This window comes from Streptomyces sp. ICN903, from assembly GCF_022015835.1.
In the GTDB taxonomy this organism is placed as follows: Bacteria; Actinomycetota; Actinomycetes; order Streptomycetales; family Streptomycetaceae; genus Streptomyces; species Streptomyces fenghuangensis.
In genome coordinates this window covers 20,522-35,116 of the sequence record NZ_JAKMAY010000006.1, presented here as the reverse complement: position 1 = coordinate 35,116, position 14,595 = coordinate 20,522, and the positions used below count along the sequence as shown (strand labels likewise).

General features: G+C 74.7%; 12 protein-coding genes. 7 read left to right on the top strand and 5 right to left on the bottom strand.

Annotated features, from left to right (window positions below; translation table 11 throughout):
- Positions 1-19: 19 nt before the first annotated feature.
- Positions 20-655 carry a choice-of-anchor C family protein gene (locus L7D48_RS01460; RefSeq protein WP_237876437.1) on the bottom strand — a complete coding sequence of 212 codons (636 nt, stop codon included), beginning with the start codon at positions 653-655 and terminating at the stop codon, positions 20-22.
- Between the two features lie 443 nt (positions 656-1,098).
- Here L7D48_RS01460 and L7D48_RS01455 point away from each other — a divergent pair, with 443 nt between their 5' ends.
- Positions 1,099-1,965, top strand: a complete 867-nt coding sequence (locus tag L7D48_RS01455) for a Bax inhibitor-1/YccA family protein (RefSeq protein WP_101258642.1) — start codon at positions 1,099-1,101, stop codon at positions 1,963-1,965.
- Positions 1,966-2,140: 175 nt separating this feature from the next.
- Complete coding sequence (locus tag L7D48_RS01450; protein WP_237876432.1) at positions 2,141-2,497, top strand: hypothetical protein; 357 nt, start codon at positions 2,141-2,143, stop codon at positions 2,495-2,497.
- On the opposite strand, the gene L7D48_RS01445 is transcribed toward L7D48_RS01450, so the two are convergent.
- The 3 genes from L7D48_RS01445 to L7D48_RS01435 all read right to left on the bottom strand — a co-directional run bounded on the left by L7D48_RS01445 (position 2,481) and on the right by L7D48_RS01435 (position 6,307).
- Positions 2,481-3,506 (bottom strand): hypothetical protein, encoded by a 1,026-nt coding sequence (locus L7D48_RS01445; RefSeq protein ID WP_237876427.1) that lies wholly within the window; start codon positions 3,504-3,506, stop codon positions 2,481-2,483. The genes L7D48_RS01450 and L7D48_RS01445 overlap by 17 nt on opposite strands.
- Before the next feature lie 283 nt (positions 3,507-3,789).
- On the bottom strand, positions 3,790-5,010 hold the full coding sequence (locus tag L7D48_RS01440) for an acetyl-CoA C-acetyltransferase (protein WP_237876424.1): 1,221 nt from the start codon (positions 5,008-5,010) through the stop codon (positions 3,790-3,792).
- 205 nt (positions 5,011-5,215) lie between these two features.
- Positions 5,216-6,307 carry an SGNH/GDSL hydrolase family protein gene (locus tag L7D48_RS01435; RefSeq protein WP_237876419.1) on the bottom strand — a complete coding sequence of 364 codons (1,092 nt, stop codon included), beginning with the start codon at positions 6,305-6,307 and terminating at the stop codon, positions 5,216-5,218.
- A 215-nt stretch (positions 6,308-6,522) separates the two neighbouring features.
- Between L7D48_RS01435 and L7D48_RS01430 the strand changes: the two genes are divergently transcribed.
- From L7D48_RS01430 to L7D48_RS01420, 3 genes are all read left to right on the top strand, one after another.
- Positions 6,523-7,932 (top strand): cystathionine beta-synthase, encoded by a 1,410-nt coding sequence (locus tag L7D48_RS01430; protein ID WP_237876414.1) that lies wholly within the window; start codon positions 6,523-6,525, stop codon positions 7,930-7,932.
- Positions 7,933-8,328: 396 nt separating this feature from the next.
- Positions 8,329-9,165, top strand: coding sequence for a MurR/RpiR family transcriptional regulator (locus L7D48_RS01425; RefSeq protein WP_237876502.1), 837 nt, complete (start codon positions 8,329-8,331; stop codon positions 9,163-9,165).
- 187 nt (positions 9,166-9,352) lie between these two features.
- Complete coding sequence (locus L7D48_RS01420) at positions 9,353-9,979, top strand: hypothetical protein (protein ID WP_237876409.1); 627 nt, start codon at positions 9,353-9,355, stop codon at positions 9,977-9,979.
- On the opposite strand, the gene L7D48_RS01415 is transcribed toward L7D48_RS01420, so the two are convergent.
- The gene (locus L7D48_RS01415; protein WP_237876404.1) at positions 9,960-11,489 is read right to left on the bottom strand and encodes a diaminopimelate decarboxylase; all 1,530 of its coding nucleotides are present in this window, start codon (positions 11,487-11,489) and stop codon (positions 9,960-9,962) included. The genes L7D48_RS01420 and L7D48_RS01415 overlap by 20 nt on opposite strands.
- A 111-nt stretch (positions 11,490-11,600) precedes the next feature.
- Here L7D48_RS01415 and hutU point away from each other — a divergent pair, with 111 nt between their 5' ends.
- Entirely contained in the window at positions 11,601-13,319 is a 1,719-nt protein-coding gene (hutU, locus tag L7D48_RS01410; RefSeq protein WP_237876398.1) for a urocanate hydratase, read from the top strand.
- A gap of 23 nt (positions 13,320-13,342) precedes the next feature.
- Positions 13,343-14,572: an allantoate amidohydrolase gene (locus L7D48_RS01405; RefSeq protein ID WP_237876497.1), complete on the top strand. Its 1,230-nt coding sequence runs from the start codon at positions 13,343-13,345 to the stop codon at positions 14,570-14,572.
- Positions 14,573-14,595: the final 23 nt, after the last annotated feature.

Here is a 14,595-nt window from a genome sequence, read left to right as displayed (position 1 = left end):
GTCGTGCGGGGGCGGCGGGTCAGCGGCAGCAGGAGTCCGGGCAGCAGGAGTGGACCCTGACGTCGTCGATGACGGGCCCGTAGGCGCCGCCGACGGTGCTGGCGAACGCGAGGGTCGTGGTGTCGTTGTTGGCGACGAAGGTGAACTGCCGTGTCACGTAGCCCATGTCGGCCCGTGTCCTGCCGGTGACGTCGAAGGAGAAGTCCTGGAAGTTCTGCCCGTCGACGAGGGCCCGGCCCGTCCTCGGCAGTGAGGGGTTGCCCTCCGGGTTGCCGGCGAGGGAGTACGTCACCGTGTACGTCCTGCCCGGGGTGGTGGTGAAGGTCTGGGCCACGGTTCCCGCGGTGGTGGCGTTGAGGTCGACGGACTGGTCGCCCTCGGCGGCCTGCCAGAACCCGGCGCCGATCAGGTCCACGGCTCCGGATGTGACCCTCCACGGGCCGACGGGCTGACCGCTGCCGATGGTCCGGAACGTGTTCGCCCCGACCGCCGGGTACTCGAAGCTGCCGCCGTCGAACCTGCTGACGGCGATGGTCGACTCGGAACCCTGCCCCGTCCTGCCGGGGCTGTGGGACGGTGCGGCCACCGCGGTACCGGTGCCGGCGAGAAGACAGGCCGCGATGGCCGCGGCGATGTGGGTGCGTACGGACAGCATGAACTCCTCCGAAGGAAAAGGGGGTGGGAGCCTGCACTGCCTTGCGTGGTCCAATCTCCCCCCGCGGCGGGCGGGTGCCAAGATCCGGTCCCCGGCGCACAGGGGCGTGGGAGCGGACCCGCCGACCTGCGCACTCCGGCGTTCGGGGCGCAGGCCCGGGGGCCGCCGGCCCACCGTCCGCACGTCCCTCGCTCCGGAGCCCGGCGCCTGCGGCCGCACCCGCCGCGCCCGCCGGACGCGGCCGGAACGCACGGGCCCGTCCTGCCGCCCGGTTCCGCCGGACGGGTGCGTGGCGGCCCCCTGGCGGGGTATCACCGGCACGACGCCGGGTACCGGAACAATCACGACTCCTTCCGTCGTTCTTGCCAGTGCACTACCGTGCGGTCTTTGCTAAAGCATTACTCTTGAGGAAGGGCCGCGCGGTGCGGCCATGGAGGAGTGAGATGAGGAGCAGTAACCCGGTCTTCTCGCGACGGGGATTCAGCCGAGACAACGGCTACGCCGGTTTCAACGCCACGCAGCAGCCGCAGGCCGGGAACCCGTACGCCGCCAACCCGTACGCGACCGGCGCCCAGCCCACCAACCCCTACGCCCAGCAGCCCCAGACGGCCGGCCAGCCGGGCTTCCCGCCGGCCGCCCCGCCGCAGGCCGGCCGGATGACGATGGACGACGTCGTCGCCCGTACGGCGATGACGGTGGGTCTGGTCGTCGCCATGGCGGCTGTGGCGTGGATCACGGACCTGTCGCTCGGCCTGGCCCTGGGCGCGATGCTGATCGCCCTGGTCCTGGGTCTGGTGCAGTCCTTCAAGCGCAAGGCGTCGCCCCCGCTGATCCTGGCCTACGCCGCCTTCGAGGGCCTGTTCCTCGGGGCCATCAGCAACTACGTCGACAGCTACATCGCCAACGGTGCGGCGATGCAGGCGGTGCTGGGCACCATGGCGGTCTTCGCCGCCGTGCTGTTCATGTACAAGGCCCGCATCATCCGCGTCACGCGGCGCTTCTACCGCTTCGTGATGGCCGCGGCCATCGGCTTCGTCCTGCTGATGGGCATCAACCTGCTGTTCGCCGTCTTCGGCGGCGGTGACGGCCTCGGCTTCCGCAGCGGTGGCCTGGGCATCCTGTTCGGCGTCATCGGCATCGTGCTCGGCGCCGCCTTCCTGGCCCTGGACTTCAAGCAGGTCGAGGACGGCATCGCCTACGGTGCCCCCCGTGAGGAGTCCTGGCTGGCCGCCTTCGGTCTGACCCTGACCCTGGTCTGGATCTACCTGGAGTTCCTGCGGCTGATCGCCATCCTGCAGAGCAGCGACTGATCCGGCTGCCCGGCCCCGGCCTCCCGGCCGGGCCGGACGGGACCTGTGAGGGGCCCCGGGGCACAGCGCCCCGGGGCCCCTCCACGCGTTCCGTGCGCCTCCTGTACGCCTCCCGCGCGCCACCGTGCTTCCGCCCCGTTGGCGGCGGTGTGCGCGGGGCGCATAGGGTTGCGCCGTGCTCGACGTGACCCCCCTGCTGACCGCCGTGGACCGCTTCGCCGACCGGCTGCGGGCCATGCCGCACAGCGCCCTGGCCCGGGGCGCCGCGGCCGAGGGTCTCGCATTGGCCGGGGAGTTGGCCGACCGAGCCCAGCGTCTGGAGTTCCCCGGCCGCCCCACGCGCCCCCTGCCCGACGCGGGTTCCTTCGCCGTCGGGGACCAACTCGCGGTGGCCGGGCACGATCTGGCGGAGGCGCTGCGGACGGCCGGGGAGCGGGCCGGTTCCGGCCCCCGGGAGCTGGCCGAGGCCGTGGCGCTGGTGGAGGCCGCCGAGTCCGCGGCGCTCGAAGCGGCGCTCAGAGCGAGGCGATGACCCGGTCGGCCAGGACGTAGACGCTCTCCCGGCCGCACGCGAAGGTGAGGGCGTACGCGCCGAGGACGCCCGATCCGCCCAGCAGCACCGGCTCGGCGCCCTCGCGCACCGCGGCGGCGAGCCGCTCGGCGGTCTCGCGGTGGCCGGGCGTCATGCAGACGGTGGTGCCGTCGGCGAAGACGTAGACGTCCAGCGTGCCCAGCGGGCCGGGCCGTACGTCGGCCAGCGGTGTGCGGCGCTCGGCCAGTTCGGCCAGCCGCAGGCGGGTGGACTCGTGGTCGGCGGTGTCGGCGGTGTCGGCGGTGCCGTCGGCGCCGGCGGTGTGGCCGGAGCCGCGGTCGGCGGCGTCGGAGTCCTCGAAGTCGTCCGGCCCGGTCGCGGGGCCGGGGACGACGGGCTCGCCGTTCAGGTCGTAGCCGGGGTGGGAGGGGTGGCGACGGCGTGCCGCGGCCAGTTCCGCGGAGTCGGCCCCCGCCGTGCCCCGGGGCGCCCCGGCCTCCCCGGAGTCCTCGAAGTCCTCGGAGCCGGGTGCGGCGGGCCGCCGGAGGCCCGGCCCGGAAGGAGCCCCGTCCCGGTCCGTCTGGTGCGGTACGAACGCCTCGCCCTCGTGCGTACCGCCGCCCAGGGCGCGCTCCAGCAGCGCGTCCAGCAGTGCCGGGTCGAGGCCGGCGCCCTCGTACTCCGCGCCGCGCCCATCGGGCAGGAGGCTCTCGGCACGGTCGTCGCGCGCCTCCTGGGCGGCCCAGAAGGCGCGGGCCTCGGCGAGTTCGCGCTCGCGCTCCTCCGCGAGGGCGTCGGCGACGGCGGACCGGATCTCCTCGGCGTTCGGGGAGGTGCGCGCCGGGGGGACGAAGGCGTGCGCCAGGTCCGCGCGCGCCTCGGCCGCGGCGAGCCGCGCCCGCAGCTCGGCGAGCCGGCGGCGCAGGCCCAGGGCGGTGTGCAGGGCGGCGCCGCCCAGAGCCGCGGCGACGGCGGCGGCCAGCAGCAGGATGAGGGATATGGCGCTCACTGACGTACTCCCGGTTGGAACTCCGATCCCTGAATTCCTATCGCAGCCGGAGGGGAATCTCCTGTCGAGCGATGTGCCGGGCACCGCCAAAAGGGCGTGCGCGGGCCCCCGTGCGGACCAACGCGACCCCTGTGAGCAGGGAAGACGGCGAGCCCCCAGGACATAGGTCACATCCTGGGGGCTCTTCGGTCTCACCGGTGCATCGACGGCGCGCCGACGGTGAGTCAGATCACATCGTGCGCCGGTCCGGTGTGACGCGGGACACGCGGTCCGCGGGGCCGGTTCAGCTGAGGCGCTCGATGACCATGGCCATGCCCTGGCCGCCGCCGACGCACATCGTCTCCAGGCCGAACTGCTTGTCGTGCCACTGGAGGGAGTTGATCAGCGTGGTGGTGATGCGGGCGCCGGTCATGCCGAAGGGGTGGCCGACGGCGATGGCGCCGCCGTTGACGTTGAGCCTGTCCTCGTCGATGCCCAGGTCCCGGTAGGAGGGGATCACCTGTGCGGCGAACGCCTCGTTGATCTCCACCAGGTCGATGTCGTCGATGGTCATGCCGGCCAGCTTCAGCGCCCGCCTCGACGCCTCGACCGGGCCCAGGCCCATGATCTCGGGGGACAGACCGGAGACGCCGGTGGAGACGATCCGGGCCAGCGGGGTGATGCCCAGCTCGCGCGCCTTGGTGTCGGACATGATCACCAGCGCGGCGGCGCCGTCGTTCAGCGGGCAGCAGTTGCCCGCGGTGACCAGGCCGTCGGGGCGGAAGACGGGCTTGAGGCCCTGCACGCCCTCCAGGGTCACGCCCGCGCGCGGGCCGTCGTCCTTGGAGACGACCGTGCCGTCGGGCAGGGTGACCGGGGTGATCTCGCGCTCCCAGAAGCCGGAGGCGATGGCCTTCTCGGCGAGGTTCTGGGACCGCACGCCGAACTCGTCCATGTCCTGCCGGGTGACGCCCTTGAGGCGGGCGAGGTTCTCGGCGGTCTGGCCCATGGCGATGTAGACGTCCGGCAGTTCGCCGTCCTCGCGCGGGTCGTGCCAGCCCTCGCCACCGGACTCGGCACGGGCGGCGGTGCGAGCCTCGGCGTCGGCGAAGACCGGGTTGTGGGTGCCGGGCATGCCGTCGGAGGTGCCGTTGACCGAGCGGGAGACCGTCTCGACGCCGGCCGAGACGAACACGTCCCCCTCGCCCGCCTTGATGGCGTGCATGGCCATGCGGGTGGTCTGCAGCGAGGACGAGCAGTAGCGGGTGATGGTGCAGCCCGGCAGGTGGTCCATCCCCATCTGGACGGCGACGACCCGGCCGAGGTTGTGGCCCTGCTCACCGCCGGGCAGGCCGCAGCCCAGCATCAGGTCGTCGATCTCGGTCGGGTCCAGCTGCGGCACCTTGTCCAGCGCGGCCTTGACGATGCCGGCGGTCAGGTCGTCCGGGCGGACGTCTTTGAGCGAGCCCTTGAAGGCGCGTCCGATCGGCGAACGGGCTGCTGAGACGATCACGGCTTCGGGCATCACGGCTCCAGGGAACGAGGGCGGAGGGCTGTGGATGCTTGGAAACTACCGTTCCGTAAGGCGGCGGTCACGACTCGCCACGTGTGATCCGGGCCTCTTTTCTAAGCGCTTGCTCAGTTCCCCCCGTTCGCCGGACCGCTCCGGGCCCTCCCGGGCCGCGGCGGGCCTGCGTGCGAGCCCGCCGTGAAGCGGTGCCGGCGCACGGTCACCCGGCGCCCGCCGGCTCGGGCGCCCCGGGACGCTCGGCCACCGCGATCACCCCGGCCGCCGGCAGCCGCCTGCGGAGGCGGCGCCTCAGCAGCGCCAGGGGGCCGTGCGTCCCCGAGACCTCGGTGCCGCCCTCACCGGCCGCGGCCACCGCGGCGGCCGCGACGGGGAGGGCCTCCTCGCGGCGTGCGGCGCCGTGGCCGCCGGGGCACCCGTCCTCCTCCGGCCCCTCGGGCCACAGGCCCAGCGCGGCGCAGAGCGTGGGCAGGAAGGCCATGGCCGCGGTCGCGTAGCCCTCCGCCGAGGGGTGGTAGTTGTCGGGGCCGAACAGCTCCCGCGGGTTCGCCTCGAACTCCGGGCCGAGCAGATCGCCCAGCGAGACCGTCCATCCGCCCCGCTCCACCACCGCGACCGTCTGGGCCGCCGCGAGCCGGCGGCTCATCCGGCGGGCCAGCCAGCGCAGCGGCTGGGCGACCGGCTCGACCGTGCCCAGATCCGGGCAGGTGCCCACCACGACCTCGCACCCGGCCGCCCGCAGCCGCGCCACCGCGTTCCCCAGCAGCCGCACCGAGACGGCGGGCGGTACGCGGTGGGTGACGTCGTTCGCGCCGATCATGACGACGCACACGTCGGGGGCGCCGTCGCCGTCGATGCCGCCGTTCCCCAGCAGCCGGGACACCTGGCGGTCCAGGTCGTCCGAGCAGGCCCCCGACACCGCCACGTTGCGCAGCCGCACCGGCCGCTCGGCCACCGCGGCCAGTCCCGCCGCCAGCAGCGCGCCCGGGGTCTGCCTCGGCCGGTGGACGCCCTGGCCGGCGGCGGTGGAGTCCCCGAGCACCGCCAGCCGCAGCGGTGTGGCCTGCGCGCCCGGCCCGGCGGAGGCGACGGCCGTGCCGTACACCCCGTCCGCCGGCGGCGGCACGTCGTCCGAGCCGCCCACCCGGCGCCGCGCCAGCCGTGCCTGGGCCATCAGCAGGCCGACGGCCGCCCCGCCGAGCAGTCCGGCTCCTCCTCCGCCGTACGCCGCGGCGGTCGCGATCCTGCGCGCCACTCTCGCCCCGGACACCGGTCCGGGCACAGCCCTCACCATCGGGCCCTCCGTTCCGCCGCGCCCCCGCAGCCTTCTCGCACCCCGTACGCGCGCCCTGTGCGCCCGGCGCGCGGTCCGTGCGGTGCCCGCACGTCACTATGAGTGTCATGCCCAGTGCAGTGCGCTGCGCAACGCGCGTCAACACCGCTCCGGCGTCCCCCTAGGCTGGCTGTACGGGCAGGCGACGGCGACTGCCCCCGAATGCGGAGAACCAGGTGCAGTATCACGATTCGATGATCGAGCTTGTCGGCAACACCCCGCTGGTCAAGCTGAACAGTGTGGCGGCGGGGATCCGGGCCACCGTTCTGGCCAAGGTCGAGTACTTCAACCCGGGCGGTTCGGTGAAGGACCGGATCGCGGTCCGGATGATCGAGGCCGCCGAACGCTCCGGCGAGCTGAAGCCGGGCGGCGTCATCGTCGAGCCCACCTCCGGCAACACCGGGGTGGGGCTGGCGATCGTGGCCCAGCAGAAGGGCTACCGCTGCGTCTTCGTCTGCCCGGACAAGGTGTCCACGGACAAGATCAACACACTGCGCGCGTACGGCGCCGAGGTCGTGGTCTGCCCCACCGCGGTCGACCCCGAGCACCCCGACTCCTACTACAACGTCTCCGACCGGCTGGTGCGCGAGACGCCGGGTGCCTGGAAGCCGGACCAGTACAGCAATCCGAACAACCCGCGCTCCCACTACGAGACCACCGGCCCCGAGCTGTGGGAGCAGACGGACGGGAGGATCACCCACTTCGTGGCCGGCATCGGCACCGGCGGCACCATCAGCGGCACCGGCCGCTACCTCAAGGAGGTCTCCGGCGGGAAGGTGCGGATCGTCGGCGCCGACCCGGAGGGCTCGGTGTACTCCGGCGGCTCGGGGCGCCCCTACCTGGTGGAGGGCGTCGGCGAGGACTTCTGGCCCAGCGCCTACGACCGCGAGGTGACGGACGAGATCGTCGCCGTCTCCGACAAGGACTCCTTCCGGATGACGCGGCGGCTGGCCCGCGAGGAGGGCCTGCTGGTCGGCGGCTCCTGCGGCATGGCCGTGGTCGCGGCGCTGCGCGTGGCCGAGGGGCTCGGGGAGGACGACACGGTCGTCGTCCTGCTGCCGGACGGCGGGCGCGGCTACCTCTCGAAGATCTTCAACGACGAGTGGATGGCGGACTACGGCTTCCTGGAGGAGGGCGAGCCCACCCAGGCCCGCGTCGGCGACGTGCTGCGCCGCAAGGACGGCGGGCTGCCCTCGCTGGTCCACATGCACCCCGAGGAGACCGTCGGCGAGGCCGTCGAGGTGCTGCGCGAGTACGGCGTATCGCAGATGCCCGTGGTCAAGCCCGGTGCCGGGCACCCGGACGTGATGGCGGCCGAGGTCGTCGGCTCGATCGTCGAACGCGACCTGCTGGACGCGCTGTTCACCGGGCGCGCCAAGCTGGAGGAGCCGCTGGAGGCGCATATGAGCGCGCCGCTGCCGCAGGTCGGCTCGGGCGAGCCGGTCGCCGACCTGATGGCGGTGCTGGAGGGGGCCGACGCGGCGATCGTGCTGGTGGAGGGCAAGCCGACCGGAGTGGTCAGCCGCCAGGACCTGCTGGCCTTCCTCGCCCGGGGCGCCGGGGCCGCAAGCGGCGGGGCGGAGTAGGTACCGGGCCGTCACGGCCCGGAAAAACGCGGTTAACACCCGTCGGGCACCGTGGTGTCCAACGGCGCGGAGGACTTCCGGAGCGGCTCCCGGACTCCTCCCGGCGCCCGGGACGCGGGCCAGGCCCGGCCGCGCGTCCTCGCGGGGACCGCCGTCGTCCCGCCCCTGGTGTCCGCACCGGGGTGCGGCGGTCCCCGCGCGACTTCCAGCGCGGCTTCCCGCGTGCCCGCCCTGCCGGCCGGCCCCGCCCGCCCCATGAGTCCACCGCTCCACCGCGGCCCGGCCCCTGTGGACCGGGCCGGCACTGAATAGGCTTATGCGGAGCAGGAGGGTCCTGAAGAGGGGGCGGAGGGGCAGGTGGGCACGGTGAGCGGTTCGGGCGCGCGACTGCTGAGGATGTTCGAGGGGCACCGGCTCACCCCCACCCAGCGGCGGATCGCCCACTGCATGGTGCGGCGCGCGGAGGACGCCCCGTTCCTGTCCAGCGTGGAGCTGGCGGAGCTGGCCGGCGTCAGCCAGCCGTCGGTGACCCGCTTCGCCGTGGCACTGGGCTTCGACGGCTATCCGGCGCTGCGCAGGCATCTGCGCGAGGCCCTGCCGGCGCCCTCGGCGGACGGTGCTTCCGGCGCCGGAGCGCGGGGAGCGGACGGCGGCACGGCGGGCAACGCGTACCAGCAGGCCGTGCACGCCGAGATCGAGCACCTGCGACAGCTCGCGGCCCTGCTGGCCGACCCCGCCCCCGTCGCCGAGGCCGGGCGGCTGCTGGCCGCCTCCCGGCCGCTGCCCGTCCTGGGGCTGCGGGCCGCCGCCGCGCAGGCCCGCGGCTTCGCGTACTTCGCCGCCAAGGTGCATCCGGACGTACGGCTGCTGGACGAGGGCGGCTCGATGCTGGACGACCGCCTCGACGCCGCGGTGCGGGCCGGGGCGAGCGCGCTGCTGTGCTTCGCGCTGCCCCGCCATCCGCGCGAGACGGTGGCGGCCCTGGAGCACGCCCGGGAGGCCGGGCTGCGGATCGTCACCGTCGCCGACAGCGTCTTCGCGCCCGTCGCCCGCCCCGGCGACCTGCTGCTGCCCGCCGCCGTCGGGACCACGCTGTCCTTCGACACCGCCTGCTCGCCCATGATGCTGGGACGGGTGCTGCTGGAGGCGATGTGCGACGAACTGCCCGACGCGCAGGCCCGGCTGGAGGAGTTCGACGCACGTGCCGCCCGGCGGGGCCTGTTCGCCGAATGACCGGGCCGGCCGGGGCCCGGCCAGGACCCGGGGGATCGCGCCGGAGCCGGGCGGGGTCCGCCGTTCTCTCAGGCGAATCTCATCATCCCTCAGTACGCTTTCGCACCGAGCGAGCCGTCACGCGGTGACGCGGTGGCGGCGGACAGCCGAACGGAGAACGTCACCGGAAGGAACGAGGAGGGCTGCCGTGGGACGGGGAGCGTACGCGCTGGCGAGGGTCGCGGTGTACACGCGGACTGCGGGCACCGCGCTGTGGTGGACCGGCCTCGCGGCCGCGGGCGTCGGCCTGGCGGTGCCGGGGCTGACCGGGCGGCGCGTCGGAATCCTGGGCGGGGCCGCGCTCTTCCTCGTGGCGGCCGCCGCGGCCTTCCTGGCACGCCGCCGCCGCTGCACCGGGCTGATCAAGGCGTCGACCGCGGCGGGCAAGTGGGTGGTGCTCCACGACCGGGCGGTGACCGTGCGCGCCTGGCTGCGCAGGCGCCGCTGGTGGCTGGCCGCCGCCTTCCTGGCCGCCGCGGCCTCGTCCCTGGCCGCTCCGGCCGCCGGCGGCCTGCTGCTGGCCGGGGCCGGAGCGGGCCTGTGGGCCAAGGCGGTGTGGCTGGGCCGCTGGGAGCGGCGCAACGAGAAGCTGCTGTGGGTGCGCCCGGAGTGGGCGGACGGGCGCAGCCCGTCCCGCAAGGACGTGCGCGGTTGGATGACCACCGGCCCGCTGGCCGGGGACGCCGCGCCGGGTGGCGCCCGCCGCCGGTCCCCGGTGCCGGGCGCGGCCCGGGAGCGCCGCCCCCGGGCGCGGGTCACGGCCGCGGCGCGGTGAGCGCGTCGCGCTGAGCGCCGCCGGACGCGGCGACGAGGTCCTCCAGGGTCTGGGGCGGGCGCACGGTCGCGAAGCGCACGGCGTCGATGTCGGTACCGCCATCGCCCCTGCCCCCGCCGCTGCCGCCGTCCGCCCCGTCCGCCGGGGCGGACGCGGCGTCCCCGAGGGTGAAGCCGTACACGCCCGGCCTGGGCAGGCTGTTGTAGTCGAACGGGGTGGAGAAGTAGTACGCCCCCGTGTCCAGCAGCGCCACCAGATCGCCGGAGGCCAGCTCCGGCAGTTCCCGGCCGCGCGCCACGAGGTCGCCGGCGAAGCAGCAGGGCCCGGCGATGTCCTGCACCACGGGCGCGCTCCGCTTGGGCCGGCCCAGCCCGTCGTAGGCGGCGACGCGCAGCGGCCAGGCCTCGGGTGCGAAGACCGTCCGCACGGCGACCTGGGCGCCCGCGTGGGTGACCGCTATCGGGCGGCCCCCGGAGCTCTTGGCGTACTCCACCCGGGCCAGCACCAGCCCGCACTTGGCCAGCACCGACCGTCCGAACTCGGTGACCAGCCCGTAGCGCCCGTCGAACAGACCGGGGACGGTGTCGCGCAGCAGCCGGGCGTACTCGGCGAAGGTGGGGGAGACCTCCTCGGAGCCGAAGTTGACCGGGAGGCCGCCGCCGATGTCGAGGGTGTCGATCCGCCGCCCCCCGGCGGCCCGGTTGATCTCCTCGGCCAGCTCGTAGGTGGCGGCCACGCCCGCGGCCATCTTCTCCAGCGGCATGCCCTGGGAGCCGACGTGGCAGTGCAGCCGGGTGATCCAGGGGCGCTCCACGCAGGCGCGTACGACGAACTCGCGCGCCCCCTCGTCCTGGAGGGCGAAGCCGAACTTCGAGGTGGCCGTCGCGGTGCTCATCGCGCCGATGCTGCCGCCGCCCAGCTGCGGGTTGACGCGCAGGCCGACCGGCGAGGCGGACCGGCCCCCGGGGCGGGAGGGCAGGGCGCCGGGGGCCATCAGGGCGTCCAGGCGCTCCAGCTCCTGGCGGTTGTCCGCGTTGAGCGCGATGCCCAGCTCCAGGGCCTCGCGCAGCTCGCCGGCGGTCTTGGCGGGCGAGTCCAGGACGATGCTCTCCGGCCCGACCCCGGCGGCCCGGGCCAGGGCCAGCTCGCCGGGGCTGGCGACCTCGCAGCCCAGCCCGCAGTCGGCGAGCAGCCGCAGCACGGGGACCAGGGAGGACGCCTTGACCGCGAAGGAGTGCAGCACGGGCTGACCGGGGGCCGTCACCTCCTCGAAGGCGGCGTGCAGGGCGGCGGCCGTCTCCCGTACGGACGCCACGTCCAGCAGGGCCGCGACCGGGTGCTCGTCCGAGAGCAGCCCGCGGGCGACGGCGGCCCGCACGGCGGCGTCGCGGCGGGCGGCGGTCGCGGCGGCCCGTGGGCTCCCGCAGGCCCCGGAGGTGGCGGTGGCCTCGGCGGAGTCCGGGGCCGCGGGGGACCCCGGCCGGACGGCGGCGTGGTGCGTGTAAGCCATGCACACAAGACAAACACGGCCGGAGCAGACGGACGACACCACCCGTTGACTAGTTCTATTCAATGAATAGAGTTGATGTAGTAACCAATTCAGATCCGGAGGCAGGGGACCATGGCAGACCTCTCAGGGCCCTCGGGGCCGCGAACCGTACGGGCCCCGCGCGGCTCCGGGCTGACCGCCCGGGGCTGGCAGCAGGAGGCCGCCCTGCGGATGCTGCGGAACAACCTCGATCCCGAGGTCGCCGAGCACCCCGACAAGCTCGTCGTCTACGGCGGTACCGGCAAGGCCGCCCGCGACTGGCGCTCCTTCGACGCCATGGTCCGCACCCTCACCACCCTGGGACCGGACGAGACGATGCTCGTCCAGTCCGGCCGCCCGGTCGGCGTGCTGACCACCCACGAGTGGGCGCCGCGCGTGCTGATCGCCAACTCCAACCTGGTGGGCGACTGGGCCAACTGGGAGGAGTTCCGCCGTCTGGAGGCGCTCGGGCTGACCATGTACGGCCAGATGACGGCCGGCTCCTGGATCTACATCGGCACCCAGGGCATCCTCCAGGGCACCTACGAGACCTTCGCCGCCGTCGCCGCCAAGCGCTTCGGCGGCTCGCTGGCCGGGACGATCACCCTCACCGCCGGACTCGGCGGCATGGGCGGCGCCCAGCCGCTGGCGGTCACCATGAACGGCGGCGTGGTCATCTGCGTCGACTGCGACCCGCGCGCCATCGAGCGCCGCATCGAACACCGCTACCTCGACGTGCGCGCCGACTCCCTCGACCACGCCCTGCGGCTCGCCACCGAGGCCCGCGACGCCCGGCGCCCGCTGTCCATCGGCGTGCTGGGCAACGCCGCCGAAGCCGTGCCGCGCCTGCTGGCCATGGGCGCGCCGGTCGACATCGTCACCGACCAGACCTCCGCCCACGATCCGCTGGCCTACCTGCCGCTGGGCGTCGACTTCGCGGACATGGCCTCCTACGCGGCCGAGAAGCCCGCCGACTTCACCGTGCGGGCGCGGGAGTCGATGGCCCGCCACGTGGAGGCGATGGTCGGCTTCCAGGACGCCGGCGCCGAGGTCTTCGACTACGGCAACTCCATCCGCGGCGAGGCACAACTGACCGGGTACGAGAGGGCGTTCGCCTTCCCCGGTTTCGTGCCCGCCTACATCCGGCCGCTGTTCTGCGAGGGCAGGGGGCCCTTCCGCTGGGCCGCGCTCTCGGGCGACCCGAAGGACATCGCGGCCACCGACCGCGCCGTGCTCGACCTCTTCCCCGAGAACGAGTCCCTGGCCCGCTGGATCCGGATGGCCGGGGAGCGGGTGCACTTCCAGGGCCTGCCCGCCCGCATCTGCTGGCTCGGCTACGGGGAGCGCGACCGGGCCGGGGAGCGCTTCAACGACATGGTGGCCTCCGGCGAGATCTCCGCCCCGCTGGCCATCGGCCGCGACCACCTGGACTGCGGCTCGGTGGCCTCGCCGTACCGCGAGACCGAGGCCATGCTCGACGGCTCCGACGCCATCGCCGACTGGCCGCTGCTCAACGCCATGGTCAACGTGGCCTCCGGGGCCTCCTGGGTCTCCATCCACCACGGTGGCGGTGTCGGGATGGGCCGCTCGATCCACGCCGGGCAGGTCACCGTCGCCGACGGCACGCCGCTGGCCGGGGAGAAGATCCGGCGGGTGCTCACCAACGACCCGGGCACGGGCGTCATCCGCCATGTGGACGCCGGGTACGAGCGCGCCGAGGAGGTCGCCGCCGAGCGCGGGGTGCGTGTCCCGATGCGCGAGGACGGCACGGACGGCGCCGCGGACGGCGGCGGATCCGGGAGCGCCTCGTGAGGCCGGGCGCCTCCTTCCACCGGATGTGGCGGGAACTGCTGCCCATCGGACGGTCGGCGGCCACCGGCGGCTACCGGCGCCACGCCTGGACCGGGGCGGACGCCGAGTGCCGGGCGTGGTTCCGCGAGCAGGCCGAGGCGCGCGGGCTGGCGTACGAGACGGACCGCAACGGCAACCAGTGGGCCTGGCTGGACGGCTCCGGCGGGGACGCCGGGGCCGCCGGGGACGCCGTGGTGACCGGCTCGCACCTGGACTCCGTGCCCGACGGCGGCGCCTTCGACGGGCCGCTGGGCGTGGTGTCGGCCTTCGCCGCCCTCGACGAGCTGCACGGCAGGGGGGTGCGCCCGGCCCGGCCGCTGGCCGTGGTCAACTTCGCCGACGAGGAGGGCGCCCGCTTCGGCCTCGCCTGCGTCGGCTCCCGGCTGGCCGCCGGACAGCTCACCGCCGAGCAGGCCCGGGAGCTGCGCGACGAAGACGGCGTCTCGCTGCCGCGGGCCATGGAGCGCGCCGGGCACGACCCCGACGCGATCGGGCCCGACCCCGAACGGCTCGCCCGCATCGGCGCGTTCGTCGAGCTCCACATCGAGCAGGGCCGCGACCTCGCCGTGCGGGACGCGCCCGCCGGCACTCCCGCCGGCGGGCACGCGGTGGGCGTCGCCTCCGCGATCTGGCCGCACGGCCGCTGGCGGTTCGACTTCCACGGCGAGGCCAACCACGCCGGGACCACCCGTCTGGAGGACCGCCGCGACCCGATGCTCACCTACGCCAACACCGTCCTGGCCGCCCGGAAGAAGGCCCGGCTGGCCGGGGCGCTGGCCACCTTCGGCAAGGTCGCCGTCGAACCGAACGGCGTCAACGCCATCGCCTCCCTGGTGCGCGGCTGGCTCGACTCCCGCGCCCCGGACGAGGAGACCCTGGCCGCCGTCGTCGCCGAGATCGAACGCTCGGCCGCCGAGCGCGGCGCGCGCGACGGCGTGCGGGTGGACGTCACCCGGGAGTCCGCCACGCCCGTGGTGGAGTTCGCCCACGGGCTGCGCGACCGCATCGCGGCCCGGCTCGGCGGCGCGCCCGTGCTGCCCACCGGCGCGGGGCACGACGCGGGCATCCTCTCCGCCGAGATCCCCACCGCCATGCTCTTCGTACGCAACCCCACCGGCGTCTCGCACTCGCCCGCCGAGTCGGCCGAGGAGGACGACTGCGTCGCCGGGGTGCGGGCGCTGACCGACGTGCTGGAGGACCTGGCGTGCCCCTGACCCCCGGCGCACCGTGCCCCGAC

Bases quoted from the DNA above. Each gene is read 5' to 3' on its own strand.
- L7D48_RS01435 (WP_237876419.1), bottom strand. From the start codon at position 6,307: ATGGTGAGGGCTGTGCCCGGACCGGTGTCCGGGGCGAGAGTGGCGCGC.
- L7D48_RS01455 (WP_101258642.1), top strand. From the start codon at position 1,099: ATGAGGAGCAGTAACCCGGTCTTCTCGCGACGGGGATTCAGCCGAGAC.
- hutU (WP_237876398.1), top strand. From the start codon at position 11,601: ATGGCAGACCTCTCAGGGCCCTCGGGGCCGCGAACCGTACGGGCCCCG.
- L7D48_RS01415 (WP_237876404.1), bottom strand. From the start codon at position 11,489: ATGGCTTACACGCACCACGCCGCCGTCCGGCCGGGGTCCCCCGCGGCC.
- L7D48_RS01425 (WP_237876502.1), top strand. From the start codon at position 8,329: ATGTTCGAGGGGCACCGGCTCACCCCCACCCAGCGGCGGATCGCCCAC.
- L7D48_RS01460 (WP_237876437.1), bottom strand. From the start codon at position 655: ATGCTGTCCGTACGCACCCACATCGCCGCGGCCATCGCGGCCTGTCTT.
- L7D48_RS01405 (WP_237876497.1), top strand. From the start codon at position 13,343: ATGTGGCGGGAACTGCTGCCCATCGGACGGTCGGCGGCCACCGGCGGC.
- L7D48_RS01440 (WP_237876424.1), bottom strand. From the start codon at position 5,010: ATGCCCGAAGCCGTGATCGTCTCAGCAGCCCGTTCGCCGATCGGACGC.